Origin of the sequence: Streptomyces sp. A0958 (assembly GCF_004795035.1) — a bacterium.
GTDB lineage: Bacteria > Actinomycetota > Actinomycetes > Streptomycetales > Streptomycetaceae > Streptomyces.
Map to the genome: position 1 here is coordinate 1 of NZ_SSBK01000050.1, position 15,909 is coordinate 15,909.

Genomic DNA, 15,909 nt, shown 5'->3' on the forward strand with positions numbered 1-15,909 from the left:
AAGGACATCATGCGCTGTCTCAAGCGATTCGTCGCCCGCGAGGTCTACCGCGCGCTGACCACCAAGCCCACGGAACGAATCACTCAAACCGCCCTCGCTGCTGCGGCTTGACAACCATAGGAGCATCCGCGGCGGGCGACAGATGGCCCCAGGTCTGCCTACTGGCTCGCGCGGGAACGTGACGACCTGGCCGGCACCTTGGTCAGGTGGGGTGCCGGCCAGGGGCTGAGGGGCGCGTGTCAGGCGCGGGTGATGCGGGCGATCGCCTCGACGGTCAGGGCGCGGTCGTGCGGTTCGGTCTCCAGGGCGCGGTGGATGGACAGGCCCTCGATCAGCGCGTCCAGCTGACGGGCCGTCGCCGGGTCGAAGTGCCATTCCAGGGCGACCCGGCTGCGGCGCATCCACTCGCGGGTCAGCTCGCGGTAGGCGGGCTTGCGGGCGGCCAGGGTGTACAGCTCGTGGGTGAGGACCAGTTCGCGCTGGTTGCCGCCGGACAGGTGGTGGACCAGGTCGGCGACCGCCTCCCGGGCCTCGTCGGGCGTGGTGGCGGCGCCGAGGCGTTCCTCGAAGACGGCGACGACTCCGCTGGAGAAGCGGATGAACGCCTCCCGCAGCAGCTCGTCCATGCCGGCGAAGTGGTACGTCATCGAGCCGAGCGGCACCCCGGCGCGGGCGGCGACCTTGCGGTGCGAGGTCCCGGCGACCCCCTCCTGTGCGATCAGGTCGAGCGCGGCGGTGATGATGCGCTCCCGCCGCTCGGGGTCGTTCTGCCCGGTCGCCACACTGTTTCCCTCGTCTAGATCGAACGGATCACCCGGGCCGGATTGCCCACGGCGACCACGTTGGCGGGGATGTCCTTGGTGACGACGGCTCCCGCGCCGATGACGCTGTTCTCCCCGATGGTCACCCCGGCGAGCACGATCGCCCCGCCGCCGAGCCAGACATTGTCGCCGATCGTGATGGGCCGCGCCGCCTCCAGCTTGTCGCGGCGGGGCTCCGGCTCCACCGGGTGGGTGGGCGTGAGCAGCTGGACGTTCGGCCCGATCTGGCAGTCGCGGCCGATGGTGATGGGGGCGACGTCCAGGGCGGTGAGGTTGTAGTTGACGAACGTGTCCTCGCCGACCGTGATGTACGTGCCGTAGTCGACGTACAGCGGCGGCCGGATGTGCGCGCCCGCGCCGAGACCGCCGAGGAGTTCGGCGACCACGGGCTGCGCCGTGTCCGGGTCCTCGGTGTACGCGGCGAGATAGCGGGCGGCCAGCCGTACCGCACGCCGCTGGGCCTCGACGATCTGCGGGTCGTCGGCGATGTAGAGATCCCCGGCGAGCATCCGCTCCTGGTTCGTACGCGGGTCACCCGCGAAGTGGTCCGTCATGGGTACGAGCGTACACTCAAGGCGTACGGTCGTACGCTCGTGGCGCTCGCCACATTCTCCCGACCCGTCTGCCGAGGCCCCGCTGTATGGATGCCGCCACACGCCGCTGGCGTGCCGCACTGTTCCTCTTCATGCTCGCCGCCGGTACCGGCATGGCCTCCTGGGTGGCGCGCACCCCGGCCGTCCGGGACGGGCTCGACGTGTCCACCGGAGCGATGGGCCTGGTGCTGTTCGGGCTGTCCACCGGTTCGATGGCCGGTGTCACGGCCTCCGGCCCGCTCGTACGCCGTTACGGGGGGCGGGCGACGATCCTCGGCGGGGCCTCGCTGATCGTCGCGGGCCTGCTCGTGGTCGCCGTGGGCACCGCACTGCCGCTGGCGGCCGTGGTCTTCGGCGGGCTGGCCCTGTTCGGCGGCGGGATGGGGATGAGCGAGGTGGCGTTCAACATCGAGGGCGCCGCCGTGGAGAGCGCCATCGGCCGCCCCGTCCTGCCGGTGCTGCACGGCTGCTTCAGCCTGGGCACCGTCGTCGGCGCGCTCCTCGGCATGGCGCTGACGGCGGCGGCGTTCCCCGTCGGATGGCATCTGACGCTCGTCGCGGTACTGATCGCGGCGGCCGGTACGCGGGCGGTGCTCGCCATCCCGCCGGGCACGGGAAAGGAGACCGGACCGGCCGCCGGGTCCGGGCAGGGCGGCCTGCGGGGGCAGTTGCACGTGTGGCGGGACCGGCAGCTCGTCCTCATCGGGGTGATCGTGCTGGCCATGGCGTTCGCGGAGGGCGCCGCGAACGACTGGCTGCCGCTGCTCATGGTGGACGGGTACGAGGTGAGCGCCACCGCGGGCTCACTGACCTTCCTGCTCTTCGCCTCCTCGATGACGCTCGGTCGTTTCGCCGGCGGCCCCCTCCTGGCGCGGTTCGGCCGGGTGCTGGTCGTGCGGATCAGCGGCGTGACGGCCGCGCTGGGCCTGGCGGTGGTGATCGTCGCGCCGAGCCCGGCGATGGCGGGCGCCGCCACGGTGCTGTGGGGGCTCGGCGCCTCGCTCGGTTTCCCGGTCACCGTGTCCGCGGCGGGCGACCACCCGCACGACGCGGCGGCCCGGGTCGCGGCCGTCTCCACGGCGGGCTACGGCGCCTTCCTGGTCGGCCCGCCCGCGCTCGGCTTCCTCGCCGACCACATCGGGCTGCGGCTCGCGATGACCGTCGTCCTCGCCCTGGTCGCCGTCGCCGCCGCACTGGCCGGGGCGCTCGGCCCCGACCGCAACGCCACCGACCCGCAGACCGCCCCGGTCACCCCCTGACGGCGGCGCCCGCCTCCGCCTCGTCCCACAGCGCGGTGCTGTGCGCGCCGGTCAGCGCCCCGATCCGGGCCAGCGCCTCCCCGGCCGGCATCGGGGCCGGTCGCCGGCCGTCGCGCAGCCGCAGCGCGACGAGCCCGTCCGCCGCCTCCGCCGCGCCGATCACCGCCTGGTACGGCACCAGCCTGGCCCGGCGGACCCTGGCCCCCAGGCTGCCGCGCTCCCGGCCGCTGACCTCCGCACGCAGCCCGAGATCGGCGCACCGCCCGGCCAGCGCCTCGGCGTCCGGCAGCTCGGCGTCCGAGACCGGCAGGATCATCAGCTGCACCGGGGCGAGCCAGCCGGGGAACGCGCCGCCGTGCTGCTCGACGAGATGGGCGACGGCCCGCTCCACGCTGCCGATGATGCTGCGGTGCACCATGACCGGCCGGTGCTTCGCCCCGTCGGCACCGGTGTAGTGCAGGTCGAACCGCTCCGGCTGGTGGAAGTCGACCTGCACGGTCGACAGGGTCGACTCGCGGCCCGCCGCGTCCGCGACCTGGACGTCGATCTTCGGCCCGTAGAACGCGGCCTCGCCCTCGGCCGCCTCGTACGGCAGCCCGGACGCGTCCAGCACCTCGGTCAGCAGCGCGGTCGAGCGCCGCCACATCTCCGGGGCGGCGACGTACTTCCCGCCCGGGCCGGGCAGGGAGAGCCGGAAGCGGGCCGGGCGGATGCCCAGGGCCGCGTACGCCCGCCGGATCATGCCGAGCGCGGCCCGCGCCTCGTCGGCGACCTGGTCCAGGGTGCAGAAGACGTGCGCGTCGTTCAGCTGGATGGCCCGCACCCGGGTCAGCCCGCCGAGCACCCCGGAGAGCTCCGAGCGGTACATCCCGCCCAGCTCCGCCATCCGCAGCGGCAGTTCGCGGTAGCTGTGCGCGCGGGAGCGGTAGATCACCGCGTGGTGCGGGCACAGGCTCGGCCGCAGTACGACCTGCCCGGCGCCCAGGTCCATCGGCGGGAACATGTCGTCGCTGTAGTGCGACCAGTGTCCCGAGGTCTCGTACAGCTCCCGTTTGCCGAGCACCGGCGAGTACACGTGGCGGTAGCCCGCCCGGCGCTCGGCGGTGCGGATGTACTCCTCCAGGGTGTGCCGCAGCGCCGCCCCGTCCGGCAGCCAGTAGGGCAGGCCCGCGCCGATCAGCGGGTCGGTGTCGAACAGCTCCAGCTCACGGCCGAGCCTGCGGTGGTCGTGCATGGCGGTCTCCTCGCGTACGGAGGCGAGCGACCCCACGCCAAAGCCCCGGGGCGCTCGCCCCGGGGCTTGTCGGCTGGTCATCAGTCAGCGCGCCGGGACACTCTCCGGCGTCGTCGTCATGGCGGCACGCTTCATGGGAGGGACGCTAACAGGCGTCCCGAACCGTGCGCGCGGGGTTTTTCCGCCCGTACGCGGGGGAAGGGCGGCGCTCACGCCTTCTTGACCGAGTCGAGGTGGGCGAAGACCACGACGTTGTCCTCGTAGTCCTTGGCCTTCCGGTCGTAGTTGCCGCCGCAGGTGATCAGGCGCAGCTGGGCGTCCGGGGTGTCGGCGTACACCTTCTTGTCGGGGAAGTCCGCCTTGCTGAACGTCTCCACCGTGTCGACCGAGAACGAGGCCACCGTGCCGTCGGCGCGGGTGATGTCGACGCTCGCGCCGGGCTGCAGGAACCGCAGCTGGAGGAAGACGGCCGGGCCGGTCGTCGTGTCGACGTGGCCCGCCACGATCGACGCCCCGCGCTCGCCGGGCGTCGCCCCGTCCTTGAACCAGCCGACCAGGTTCTTGTCGTTCGGCGGCGGGGCGTCGAGCCGGCCGGACGCCCCGATCGACAGCGGGGTGAACGGCGCGTCCACCGCGATGGCCGGGATGCGCAGCCGCGTCGGCACCGAGCGCGGCAGCGCGGGCGACGCGCTCGGGGCGGCCGTCCCGGTGGCGGGGGACGAAGGGGAGGGGGCGGCGGGCGCGGCTGCCGCCGGCGGGGCGGGCGGCTTGTCGTCGACGGGGGCGCCGAAGGAGTGGTAGATGAGGAGCGCGCCGAGGCCGGCCGCCGCGACGGGCCAGAACAGGGCCCGGCCGAGCGTGCCGGTGCCGGACGCGGCCCCGGTGGAGGGGGAGTCGGAAGGCTGCGGGGCGGCCATGGGAACGTGCCTTTCGTCCGTGCGGTGCGGTACGAGCGAGCGCGGGCCCGGGGAAACGCAGGCGCCGCGGCCGCCGTCCGGAGGGACGGCGACCGCGACGGCCAAGGGCCCGCGGAGCGGCCTGGTCAGGCCATCGCACCGCCGGACGCCTGGCGGCGGCGGAGCCGGTACGCGGCGACGCCGGCGCCACCGAGCAGCAGCAGCGAACCGGCGGCCAGACCGCTGCCGGTCATCGCCATCGCGCCGCCGCCGGTGTGCATGCCACCGCTGGGCTTGGTCTCGTCCTTGTACTTGCCGCCCTCGTCACTGCCCGGCTGCCACTCCTTGGTGACGGTCTGCGCGAGTGCGCCGCCGCCGGTGTGCATGCCGCCGTGGGGCTTGTCCTCGTCCTTGTACTTGCCGCCTTCGTCGCCGGGCTGCCAGCCTTCGGCGACCGACTTGGCGAGTGCGCCGCCGCCGGTGTGCATGCCGCCGTGGGGCTTGTCCTCGTCCTTGTACTTGCCGCCCTCGTCACCGGGCTGCCACTCCTTGGCGACCGTCATCGACAGCGCGCCGCCGCCGGTGTGGACGCCGCCGTGCGGCTTGTCCTTCTTCCAGCCGTCGTCGTCGGACTTGCCGTGCTCGTGGCCGGCGGAGGAGGAGGAGCCGCCGTCGTGCTGGTCACCGGCCACGGTCAGGGCGTAGGCCGAGGGAGCGGTGATCGTGAGGACCGCCGTGACGGCGGCCGAAGCGAACAGTGTGCGGGCAGAGCGCATCTGAACAGGTTTCCTTTCGTCGCCCCTGCGAGGAGTGACGATGTGTCGACTCCCGGTGACGCAGCGGCTACGTGATCCACCGTCAGCCGGAACGCGGGAGCGCGCCATCGGAGAGCTCCGCATTGGAGCTACGGCATGGGCTCATCGAGTGGCGAAGAACGGATAATCACCCGTTGGACGGCATGGCGCGCTCCGCGAGGTTTGAGCACCGCCCACCCCGCACCACATCCGGCCCCGTCAGTTCAGGCGCGACCGCGCCGCCCGCGCGTTGTGCCGCACCGCCTCCGCCACGGCCGGCTCGATGCCCTCGACCACCCGCGCGTACTCCTCCATCTCCTCGGCCCCGCGCAGGAACTCCCCGGCGCGCACCAGGAGCTGGGCGTGCTCGTAGCGGAGCCTGGCAGGGTGCGACGGGAGCAGCAGGGACAGCTCGGCCGCCCACAGCGCCACGGCCGTGTGCTCGGGGCGGGCCGCCGCCCACGCCCGGATGTTGTTCAGGACGCGCAGCACGACCTCCAGTGGCCGCGCCGGCTCCAGGGACGACGGCTCCCACCGCTCCCCGGTCGCGCTCGTCACCAGCAGCCCCGCGTCCTGGTCCGTCAGCGGCCGGCCCCCGGCGAACGGATCGGCGAGCATCCGCTCGGCCGGATCGCCGAAACCGACCACGAAGTGGCCCGGCAGAGCCACCCCGTACACCGGGGCGCCCGCCCGCCGCGCGACCTCGATCCACACCACCGACAGCAGGATCGGCAGCCCGCGCCGCCGCCGCAGCACCTCGTGCAGCAGGGACGACTCCAGGCGCTGGTAGTCCGCCGACGCGCCCTCGAAGCCGTAGCGCTCGCCGAGCAGTTCGGCCAGCGCCGACGCCCAGGCGTGGCCGCCGCGCAGCCCGTACGGGAGCAGTCCGGCGAGCCGGTCCAGTTCGATCTGGGCCGCGTCGATGCCGTGCGCGTCCAGCGCGGGGTCCGCCTCGGACGCCACCAGCAGACACAGCAGCGCCAGGTCGGGCCGCTCGGCCCGGGCCTCCTCGGCGAACCGACGGCGCGGCTCCTCCCGGTCGTGCCTCTCGGGGGCCACCGGTCACACCTGCCGGAAGTGGTGGTACAGGTGGTGGACCGCGAACCCCATCCCGTCGTACAGCGCGCGGGCGCCCTCGTTGTCCTCCTCGACCTGGAGCCAGGCCGCCGACGCACCCTCGTCCATCGCCTGCCGGGCCAGCGCGGTCATCACGGCGGTGGCCAGGCCCCGGCGGCGGTGCTCGGGGGCCACCTCGACGGCCATGAAGCCGGCCCACCGCCCGTCCACCACGCACCGCCCGATCGCGGCGGGCGCCTCCTCGCCGGCCTCGCCGGGCACGGTCGCGAACCACACCGAGGGGCCGCCGTCCAGCACCGCGGTCACCTCCGGGCCCGGGACCCCGACCCGCTGGTAGCGGGCGAGCCACGCCTCGTCGGCCGTACGGCCGAGCCGTACCCGGGACACCTCCGCCGGCAGGTCACCGATCGGAGCCAGGGCCGCGATCCGTACGGCCGCCGTCACCTCGCGCCGCCAGCCGTGCTCCTCCAGCGCCGCGCACAACTTTTCCTGCGTGCCCTCGGCGCCGGTCGCGGTCTGCACGTAAGCGGGCAGGCCCCGGTCCGCGTACCACTGCCTCACGCGCCCGAGCGCCACGCCGAGGGGCACGCACGGGTCGCCGAGCGGGAGTACGGAATTGGCGCGGCGGGTGAAACCGCCGGAGGCGCGCAGCAGCCACTCGCCCAGCGGTTCGCTCTCCGCGGGCGGCCAGGCGCGCGTGGTCACCCGGGCCAGCTCCTCGAAGGAGGCGGCCGGGCCGCGTCGGCGGGCCGGGGCGGCCGGCACGACCTTGCCCGCCACCAGGGAGGACTCCGGGATGTGCACCGACTCGCCGCTCCTGGGTGTGATGGAGAGCACACCCTTGTCCCATGATGTGAGAACGCCGACCGTGTCGGTGAATTTCGGCCCCTTCGGGCCGTCCTCGGTCACACGCCGGACTGATACCCGTTTGCCCACGTCAGCCGGTGCAATTCGGACCTCCAGCCGTCCGCCGATGGTGAATTCCACAGCTCTGTCCGCCCCTCCTGTTCGGATCGTGCCCGCGAACGGAGATACTAGGTGCGGGCATCGACGACGCCGCGCTCCCGCGCGAGAGCCAACGCCCTACCGAGGAGGAACGACAGCGTGACCTACGTCATCGCGCAGCCTTGTGTCGACGTGAAGGACAAGGCCTGCATCGAAGAGTGCCCCGTCGACTGCATCTATGAGGGCCAGCGGTCCTTGTACATCCACCCGGACGAGTGCGTCGACTGCGGAGCCTGCGAGCCGGTCTGCCCGGTGGAAGCGATCTTCTACGAGGACGACACCCCGGACGAGTGGAAGGACTACTACAAGGCGAATGTGGAGTTCTTCGACGACCTCGGTTCGCCGGGTGGCGCCTCCAAGCTGGGCCTGATCGAGCGCGACCACGCGTTCATCGCCGCGCTGCCGCCGCAGAACCAGTAACAGCGCCCCGGCACGTGCGCCGCCCCGGTCCCGTACGGCTCGTCGCCGTGCGGGACCGAGGTGTTTCCCGCGGTCCCTCCCGGGCCGCCCGCGTGAACCCCGTACGAGAAAGCAGAGAGCCGTGTCCGCAGTCTCCTCCCGCCTCCCGGTCTTCCCCTGGGACAAGCTGGCGCCCTACAAGTCGACGGCCGAGGCTCACTCGGACGGCATCGTGGACCTGTCCGTCGGCACGCCCGTCGACCCGGTTCCCGAGCTGATCCGGCAGGCGCTCGTCGCGGCCGCGGACAGCCCCGGCTATCCGACGGTGTGGGGGACCGCCGCGCTGCGCGACGCGCTCACCGGCTGGGTGGAGCGGCGGCTCGGCGCGGTCTCGGTGGCCCACGAGAACGTGCTGCCCGTCGTCGGCTCCAAGGAACTGGTCGCCTGGCTGCCGACGCAGCTCGGCCTCGGCGCCGGCGACAAGGTCGCCCACCCGCGGCTCGCCTACCCGACGTACGAGGTCGGCGCCCGGCTCTGCGGCGCCGAGCCCGTCGCGTACGACGACCCGACCGAGCTGGACCCGGCCGGTCTGAAGCTGCTCTGGCTCAACTCCCCGTCCAACCCGACCGGCCGGGTCCTGGCCAAGGACGAGCTGATCCGGATCGTCGCCTGGGCGCGCGAGCACGGCGTGCTGATCTTCAGCGACGAGTGCTACCTGGAGCTGGGCTGGGAGGCCGAACCGGTCTCCGTGCTCCACCCGGACGTCTGCGGCGGTACGTACGAGGGCGTCGTCGCCGTCCACTCGCTCTCCAAGCGGTCCAACCTCGCCGGCTACCGCGCCGCGTTCATCGCGGGCGACGCGGCCGTGCTGGGCGAGCTGCTTCAGATCCGCAAGCACGGCGGGATGATGACGCCCGCGCCCGTCCAGGCCGCGACCGTCGCCGCGCTCGGCGACGACACGCACGTCGCCGAGCAGCGCACCCGCTACGCCGAGCGGCGCGCCGCCCTGCGCACGGCCCTGGAGGCGCACGGCTTCCGGATCGAGCACAGCGAGGCGAGCCTCTACCTGTGGGCGACCCGCGACGAACCGTGCTGGGACACCGTCGCGTACCTGGCGGAGCTGGGCGTCCTGGTGGCGCCCGGAGACTTCTACGGGCCGGCCGGCGACCGCTTCGTGCGCGTGGCGTTGACGGCCACCGACGAGCGCGTGGCGGCCGCGGTCAAGCGGCTGGGCTGAGTCCTTCCGGGACGACACGCGCGAGGGCCCCGGGAGTGCGCACTCCCGGGGCCCCGCACGTGCCTGCGAACCGGACCGCGTGTCAGCCGATCGGCAGGCCCTTGGTGAGGTCGTCGGTGGACAGGCCGCCCTTGGCGGCCTTGGAGACGGTCGAGACGGCGTCGCCCTTGGCCGCGCCCTTGGCGGTCTTGGAGACGTTCTTCGCGGCGGGGGCGGCCTTGGTGCCGACGTCCCCGAGGGTCTTGCTCGCCACCGGCAGCGTGGTGCCGACGACCTTGCCGCCGGCCTTGCCCGCGGTGTCGGAGGCCGGCTTGGCCGCGCCTTCGACCGCCTTGCCGAGACCGGAACCCTCGACGCTGGTGAGGCCGCCGAGGTCCGGGGCCTGCGGGAGCTCCGCGGCACCCGCGGCGCCGGCCGCACCGACCACGGGGGCCGCACCCGCCGCGATCAGCAGCGCGGTACGGGCGATCCGACGGGTCAGGGGGAGGGACATGATGCTCCTTCGACGGGAGGGAAGTTCGGGCTGTCCGTGGGTCGGACGCCATGACAACCGCCGTGGGGGCGGGTGAGGTTGCGGTGCGGTGACGTAAAGACTGGGCAATGCGTCGGATAATCCGCAGCGGAGGAACCCGGGCAAACGCTGCATTCCGCGATCACCCGCCGAACCGTCACTTCCCGTGCGCCGCAAGGGAATCGGGGGATCGGGCCGGTGCTCTGCGCGCCACCGCGCCGGGGGCGCCCACGCGGACGACGGTCCCCCCGCACGGACGACGCCTCGCACGGACGCGCGAGGCGGCTGGCGTGCGTGCCAGGCGTCGCCCGGCAGGCGGGACTCTCAAAAAACGCCCTATTGGGACGGCCGTTAGCGGACGAGGAGCATCCGGACCTCGCCGGTGTCCGAGGCCGTGCGCTCGGACACCTTGCGCTCCGTGTGCCAGCCCGATCCGGCGGCCCACACCCGGCCCCCGTACGCGACCTCGTCGATGCCCAGCGCCTCGGACTGGGCCACCGCCCAGTGCGCCAGCTCCCAGCCCCGTTGCGGCGCGCCGTCCCGGGCGGCGCGGCGGTCCGCCCGCACCGGTACCGTCAGCGCCCCCGGAACCGTGGCACCCGCCGTGGGAGCGGGGCCCTTCGCGTCGGCGGGCAGCACGTCCTTGCCGAAGGCGCGCACCAGGGCGGCCCGCACCTTCGAGGCGTCACCCGTCCCGGCCGTGGCCCGCGGCGGCTCGCAGTCCAGCGCGCCCGGCATACGCCCGGTCAGCGCGGCGGCCAGCAGCGCCGCGTCCGGCTCGTGTTTCGCGTACGCCTGCGGGAAGCCGCTGCGCTGGACGCGCTGTGCGGCCTCGGTCAGCGGCAGCCGCGAGTAGCCGGGCACCTCGGCCAGGTGCTGGTAGAACTTCCCGGCCGAGTACACCGGGTCCATGATCTGCTTCTCGGTGCCCCAGCCCTGCGAGGGGCGCTGCTGGAACAGCCCCAGCGAATCCCGGTCGCCGTGGCCGATGTTGCGCAGCCCGGACTCCTGCAACGCGGTCGCCAGCGCGATCGTCACCGCCCGCTCCGGCATCCCGCGAGTGGTGCCGACCGCGGAGATCGTCGCAGCGTTCGCGGCCTGCTCGGGCGTCAGCCGGTACGAACCGTCCGCCGACCGCACCGTGCACCGGTCGGACCCCCGGTCGCCCGAAACGTACTGAACGGTCAGATATCCGCCCACCGCGACCAGTACGCCGAGGGTCGCCGCGATCCGCAGCCGACGGCTGCGGCCGGGGCGACGGCTGGCAGCGGGAACGGTCCTGGGCACGGGGTCACCGTACGACAGACGCTAGGGTCGTAGCCATGGCCGAAAGCACGCTTGACCTCACCCTGGACGGGCCCGCCCTCACCGCCGCGCTCGTCGACTTCCCCTCGGTCAGCGGGGAGGAGAAGGACCTGGCGGACGCCATCGAGTCGGCGCTGCGGACCCTGCCGCACCTGATCGTCGACCGGTACGGGAACAACGTCGTGGCCAGGACGGATCTCGGCCGCTCCGAACGCGTCATCCTGGCCGGTCACATCGACACCGTGCCGATCGCCGACAACGTGCCCTCCCGGCTCGACGCCGACGGCCTGCTCTGGGGCTGCGGCACCTCCGACATGAAGTCCGGCGTCGCCGTCCAGCTGCGGATCGCCGCCACCGTGCCCGAGCCCAACCGCGACCTCACCTTCGTCTTCTACGACAACGAAGAGGTCGCCGCCCACCTCAACGGCCTCGGCCACATCGCCGACGCCCACCCCGACTGGCTGGCGGGCGACTTCGCCGTCCTCCTGGAGGGCTCCGACGGAGAGGTCGAGGGCGGCTGCCAGGGCACCCTGCGCGTCTTCCTCCACCTGCGCGGCGAGCGGGCGCACTCCGCGCGCAGCTGGATGGGGTCCAACGCCGTCCACGCCGCCGCCCCGGTCCTCGCCCGCCTCGCCGCCTACGAGCCGCGCCGGCCGGTGATCGACGGCCTGGAGTACCACGAGGGCCTCAACGCCGTACGCATCGAGGGCGGCGTCGCCAACAACGTCATCCCCGACGCCTGCACGGTCGTCGTCAACTACCGCTACGCCCCCGACCTCGGCCAGGAAGAGGCGCTGGCGCACGTACGCGAGGTCTTCGACGGCTGCGGGGTCGCCGAGTTCACCGTCGACGACCACTCCGGCGCGGCCATGCCCGGCCTCTCCCACCCGGCGGCCAAGGCGTTCATGGACGCGGTCGGCGGCACCGCCCGGCCCAAGTTCGGCTGGACGGACGTGGCCCGCTTCGGCTCCCTCGGCGTTCCGGCGGTGAACTACGGCCCCGGCGACCCGATCCTCGCCCACAAGCGCGACGAGCACGTGAAGGTCGAGCGCATCACCCACTGCGAGGACCGCCTGCGCTCCTGGCTCACCGCCTGACCCACGACCTGACCTCCCGCATTCCCCTTTCCGTAACCCGCGGCGATCTACGCTGGCGTGAGACGGAGGCGTCGCAGGACGCCTCCGACGTCGGCGGAGGGAGCAGGTCATGGGCAACCCCGAGGATGCGCGCATTCCCGAAGGTGCGGAGATCCCGGAAGGCGCGGTACGGCCCGAGGAGCAGCGCCTCGGCCCGGTGCTGCGCCGCAGGGACCAGGTACAGCCCGGTACGACCGATCAGCGGCTGCTGGACTCCGAGGACGACTCCGAGTGGGTGCACACCGACCCGTGGCGGGTGATGCGCATCCAGTCGGAGTTCGTCGAGGGCTTCGGCGCGCTCGCCGAACTGCCGAGCGCCATCAGCGTCTTCGGCTCGGCCCGCACCCCGGCCGGAGCGCCGGAGTACGAGGCGGGCGTACGGATCGGCCGGGCGCTGGTCGACGCGGGCTTCGCGGTCATCACCGGGGGCGGCCCGGGGGCGATGGAGGCGGCGAACAAGGGCGCGCGCGAGGGGAAGGGCGTCTCGGTCGGCCTCGGCATCGAGCTGCCCTTCGAGTCCGGCCTCAACCCGCACGTCGACATCGGCGTCAACTTCCGCTACTTCTTCGTCCGCAAGACGATGTTCGTGAAGTACGCCCAGGGCTTCGTCGTCCTGCCCGGCGGCCTCGGCACCCTGGACGAACTCTTCGAAGCACTGACCCTCGTCCAGACCGGCAAGGTAACCCGCTTCCCGATCGTCCTCTTCGGCACCGCCTACTGGGGCGGCCTGGTGGACTGGCTGCGGGACACGGTGGTGGCCCAGGGCAAGGCCTCGGCGAAGGACCTCCTGCTGTTCCACGTGACGGACGACGTGGACGAGGCGGTGTCCCTGGTAACGAAGGAGGTCGGCCGCTGAGCGCTACTCCTTCCAGCCCCGCCCCGGGTTGTCTTCCCAGCCGCGCCGGCGTTTGAGGAGCGGGTTTGGGGCGGAGCCCCGAAGGCCCAGCCCCTCCGGCGTTTGAGGAGCGGGCCCGGGGCGGCGCCCAGAAACCCCAGCCTCGTCGGCGTTTGAGGAGCGGGTTCGGGGCGGCGCCCAGAAGGCCCAGCCCCTCCGGCGTTTGAGGAGCGGGCGCGGGGCGGCGCCCAGAAACCCCAGCCTCGTCGGCGTTTGAGGAGCGGGTTCGGGGCGGCGCCCAGAAACCCCAGCCTCGTCGGCGTTTGAGGAGCGGGTTCGGGGCGGCGCCCAGAAAGCCCAGCCCCTCCGGCGTTTGAGGAGCGGGCCCGGGGCGGCGCCCAGAAACCCCAGCCTCGTCGGCGTTTGAGGAGCGGGTTCGGGGCGGCGCCCAGAAAGCCCAGCCCCTCCGGCGTTTGAGGAGCGGGCCCGGGGCGGCGCCCAGAAAGCCCAGCCCCTCCGGCGCTTGAGGAGCGGGCCCGGGGCGGCGCCCCGGTTTCGGGAAGGGGCGGGTAGGGGAACAAGCCCGCCGCAGGCGCCCACCCGCCGCAGGCCCACCGCCCCGCTCCGGCCCCCGCCCCGCCCCCTACGCCAGCCCCCGCCGCGCCCCCTACGCCAGCCCCCGCCGCGCGACCGCCGGCGCCCGGCGTCCCGCGATGGACGCCACCATGTCCAGGACGTCCCGGGTCTCGGCCACCTCGTGCACCCGGTACACCCGCGCCCCCAGCCACGCGGACACCGCGGTCGTGGCCAGCGTCCCGAGCAGCCGCTCCTTCACCGGACGGTCGAGCGTCTCGCCCACGAAGTCCTTGTTGGAGAGCGAGACCAGCACCGGCCACCCCGTGTCCGTCATCTCGCCGAGCCGGCGCGTGGCCTCCAGCGAGTGCCGGGTGTTCTTCCCGAAGTCGTGACCGGGGTCGATCATGATGCCGTCCGGCCGGACCCCGAGCCCCACGGCCCGCTCGGCCAGCCCCACGGTCACCCGCAGGATGTCGGCCATCACGTCCTCGTACCCCACCCGGTGCGGCCGGGTCCTCGGCTCCGCGCCGCCGGCGTGCGTGCACACCAGCCCGGCCCCGTACCGCGCGGCGACCTCCGCCAGCTTCGGGTCCACCCCGCCCCACGCGTCGTTCAGCAGATCCGCCCCGGCCTCGCAGACCGCCTCGCCGACCTCGTGGCGCCAGGTGTCGACACTGATCACCACGTCCGGGTGGCGGCGGCGCACCTCCGCGACGAAGCCCACCGTGCGGCGGGCCTCCTCCTCGGCGGTGACCTCCTCGCCGGGACCGGCCTTGACGCCGCCGATGTCGATGATCGCCGCGCCGTCGGCCACGGCCTGCTCGACCCGGTCGAGCGCGGGCTCGTCCTGGAAGGTGGCGCCCCGGTCGTAGAAGGAGTCCGGGGTGCGGTTCACGATCGCCATGATCACCGGCTCGTGCGCACCGAATTCGCGCCGCCCCAGCCGGAGCGCACCGCTTGCCATCCGTGTCCCTCTCTGTGAATCCGCCCCGCAGACACCTGCCGAGGCCAACTGCCGACCCTAACTGTCACTGCCTCATGGCACGATCGGACCCGGACGAATTCCGCTCCCGGGGAGATACGCGTGTTCTGGTTCTTGCTGCTGGCGATGGTGGTGGTGGTTGCCGCGGTCACCCTCGCGGTGGTCGGTGGAGGCAGGAGCGCCATCCTGCAGGACGTGGCGCCCGAGCAGCTGACGGACCCGCTGCCCGCCGCGCGCCCGGTCGGCCGGGCGGACGTCGAGGCGCTGCGGCTGCCCGTGGCCGCCCGGGGCTACCGGATGGCGGACGTGGACGACGCGCTGGGCCGGCTCGGCGCCGAGCTCGCCGAGCGGGACGCGCGGATCGCGGAGCTGGAGGCGGTGCTCGCCGGCGCGCAGGCCACCCGGCCGGGCCGCCCCGACCTGCTCAAGGAGCCGCAGGCAGGGCCGGAACGGCCCCGGCAGATCCCGGAGGAGACTTCCTGGCCGGCCCCGGAGGAGACTTCCTGGCCGGCCCCGGAGGAGACCTCCGGGCAGACCCCGGAGGAGACTTCCCGGCAGATCCCGGAGGAGACTTCCCGGCAGTCCCAGGGGGAGACCTCCTGGCCGGCCCCGGCGGAGGGCGACACGGCCCGCCCCGACGAGGAGACGGGCCGATGACCGGCGACGCCGTGGCGGCGGCGGACGGCGGACTGCGCTGCCCGTGGGGCCTGGCCACCGAGGACTACCTCTGGTACCACGACACCGAGTGGGGCCGCCCGGTCCGCGGCGACGACGCCCTGTTCGAGCGGCTGAGCCTGGAGGCGTTCCAGTCCGGGCTGTCCTGGCTGACGATCCTGCGCCGCCGGGAGGGCTTCCGCAGCGCGTTCGCCGGGTTCAGCATCCCGGCGGTGGCGGCGTTCACGGGCGCGGACCGGGAACGGCTGCTGGCCGACGAGGGCATCATCCGCAACCGCGCGAAGGTCGACGCGACCATGGCCAACGCCCGGACGCTGGCCGGGTGGCGGGCCGGTGAGCTGGACGAGCTGATCTGGTCGTACGCCCCCGATCCGGTGGGCCGGCCGGCCCCGAAGAGCATCGGGGACGTACCGGCGGTCACCCCCGAGTCCACGGCCCTGGCGAAGGAGCTGAAGAAGCGGGGACTGCGGTTCATCGGGCCGACCACGGCCTACGCCCTGATGCAGGCCTGCGGCCTGGTCGACGACCACCTCGCCGACTGCGTCTCCCGCCCCGGCCCCGCGTAACCGGGCGG

16 protein-coding genes and 1 pseudogene are annotated in these 15,909 nt (G+C 73.6%); 7 read left to right on the forward strand and 10 right to left on the reverse strand.

The genetic code is table 11. From position 1 onward, the window contains the following. Positions 1–239 precede the first annotated feature (239 nt). Entirely contained in the window at positions 240–782 is a 543-nt protein-coding gene (locus E6P78_RS30050; RefSeq protein WP_136206787.1) for a TetR family transcriptional regulator, read from the reverse strand. Between the two features lie 14 nt (positions 783–796). Next, a complete protein-coding gene (locus tag E6P78_RS30055) occupies positions 797–1,375 on the reverse strand; it encodes a sugar O-acetyltransferase (RefSeq protein ID WP_136206788.1) in 579 nt (192 codons plus the stop codon). A gap of 86 nt (positions 1,376–1,461) precedes the next feature. On the opposite strand from E6P78_RS30055, the gene E6P78_RS30060 reads away from it, so the two are divergent. Beyond that, a complete protein-coding gene (locus tag E6P78_RS30060; RefSeq protein ID WP_136206789.1) occupies positions 1,462–2,673 on the forward strand; it encodes an MFS transporter in 1,212 nt (403 codons plus the stop codon). On the opposite strand, the gene thrS is transcribed toward E6P78_RS30060, so the two are convergent. The 5 genes from thrS to E6P78_RS30085 all read right to left on the reverse strand — a co-directional run bounded on the left by thrS (position 2,663) and on the right by E6P78_RS30085 (position 7,661). After that, positions 2,663–3,943 carry a threonine--tRNA ligase gene (gene thrS, locus E6P78_RS30065; RefSeq protein ID WP_136206790.1) on the reverse strand — a complete coding sequence of 427 codons (1,281 nt, stop codon included), beginning with the start codon at positions 3,941–3,943 and terminating at the stop codon, positions 2,663–2,665. The genes E6P78_RS30060 and thrS overlap by 11 nt on opposite strands. A 173-nt stretch (positions 3,944–4,116) precedes the next feature. Then, on the reverse strand, positions 4,117–4,824 hold the full coding sequence (locus E6P78_RS30070; RefSeq protein ID WP_136206791.1) for a class F sortase: 708 nt from the start codon (positions 4,822–4,824) through the stop codon (positions 4,117–4,119). Between the two features lie 125 nt (positions 4,825–4,949). Beyond that, complete coding sequence (locus E6P78_RS30075) at positions 4,950–5,579, reverse strand: hypothetical protein (RefSeq protein ID WP_136206792.1); 630 nt, start codon at positions 5,577–5,579, stop codon at positions 4,950–4,952. A 237-nt stretch (positions 5,580–5,816) separates the two neighbouring features. Continuing rightward, positions 5,817–6,656, reverse strand: coding sequence for a transglutaminase-like domain-containing protein (locus E6P78_RS30080; RefSeq protein ID WP_136206793.1), 840 nt, complete (start codon positions 6,654–6,656; stop codon positions 5,817–5,819). A 3-nt stretch (positions 6,657–6,659) separates the two neighbouring features. Next, the gene (locus E6P78_RS30085) at positions 6,660–7,661 is read right to left on the reverse strand and encodes a GNAT family N-acetyltransferase (RefSeq protein ID WP_136206794.1); all 1,002 of its coding nucleotides are present in this window, start codon (positions 7,659–7,661) and stop codon (positions 6,660–6,662) included. Positions 7,662–7,778: 117 nt separating this feature from the next. Here E6P78_RS30085 and fdxA point away from each other — a divergent pair, with 117 nt between their 5' ends. Together fdxA and dapC are read left to right on the forward strand one after the other, a co-directional pair. Next, positions 7,779–8,099 carry a ferredoxin gene (gene fdxA / locus E6P78_RS30090; RefSeq protein ID WP_018105475.1) on the forward strand — a complete coding sequence of 107 codons (321 nt, stop codon included), beginning with the start codon at positions 7,779–7,781 and terminating at the stop codon, positions 8,097–8,099. A 121-nt stretch (positions 8,100–8,220) separates the two neighbouring features. Further along, positions 8,221–9,315, forward strand: coding sequence for a succinyldiaminopimelate transaminase (gene dapC, locus E6P78_RS30095; RefSeq protein WP_136206795.1), 1,095 nt, complete (start codon positions 8,221–8,223; stop codon positions 9,313–9,315). An 82-nt stretch (positions 9,316–9,397) separates the two neighbouring features. Here the strand turns inward: dapC and E6P78_RS30100 are convergent, their stop codons facing one another. Together E6P78_RS30100 and E6P78_RS30105 are read right to left on the reverse strand one after the other, a co-directional pair. After that, entirely contained in the window at positions 9,398–9,808 is a 411-nt protein-coding gene (locus E6P78_RS30100; RefSeq protein ID WP_136206796.1) for an ATP-binding protein, read from the reverse strand. A 369-nt stretch (positions 9,809–10,177) separates the two neighbouring features. Further along, positions 10,178–11,062 carry a hypothetical protein gene (locus tag E6P78_RS30105; protein WP_276607239.1) on the reverse strand — a complete coding sequence of 295 codons (885 nt, stop codon included), beginning with the start codon at positions 11,060–11,062 and terminating at the stop codon, positions 10,178–10,180. An 86-nt stretch (positions 11,063–11,148) separates the two neighbouring features. Between E6P78_RS30105 and dapE the strand changes: the two genes are divergently transcribed. Continuing rightward, positions 11,149–12,228 (forward strand): succinyl-diaminopimelate desuccinylase, encoded by a 1,080-nt coding sequence (gene dapE, locus E6P78_RS30110; protein WP_136206797.1) that lies wholly within the window; start codon positions 11,149–11,151, stop codon positions 12,226–12,228. Positions 12,229–12,337: 109 nt separating this feature from the next. Continuing rightward, a complete protein-coding gene (locus E6P78_RS30115) occupies positions 12,338–13,123 on the forward strand; it encodes a TIGR00730 family Rossman fold protein (RefSeq protein WP_136206798.1) in 786 nt (261 codons plus the stop codon). Between the two features lie 646 nt (positions 13,124–13,769). On the opposite strand, the gene folP is transcribed toward E6P78_RS30115, so the two are convergent. Beyond that, positions 13,770–14,642 carry a dihydropteroate synthase gene (gene folP / locus E6P78_RS30120; protein ID WP_136206799.1) on the reverse strand — a complete coding sequence of 291 codons (873 nt, stop codon included), beginning with the start codon at positions 14,640–14,642 and terminating at the stop codon, positions 13,770–13,772. Between the two features lie 120 nt (positions 14,643–14,762). Here folP and E6P78_RS30125 point away from each other — a divergent pair. After that, positions 14,763–15,089, forward strand: a pseudogene (locus E6P78_RS30125) (hypothetical protein); the annotation flags it as partial. 224 nt (positions 15,090–15,313) lie between these two features. Continuing rightward, positions 15,314–15,901 (forward strand): DNA-3-methyladenine glycosylase I, encoded by a 588-nt coding sequence (locus E6P78_RS30130; RefSeq protein ID WP_136206800.1) that lies wholly within the window; start codon positions 15,314–15,316, stop codon positions 15,899–15,901. The last annotated feature ends 8 nt before the right edge of the window (positions 15,902–15,909 follow it).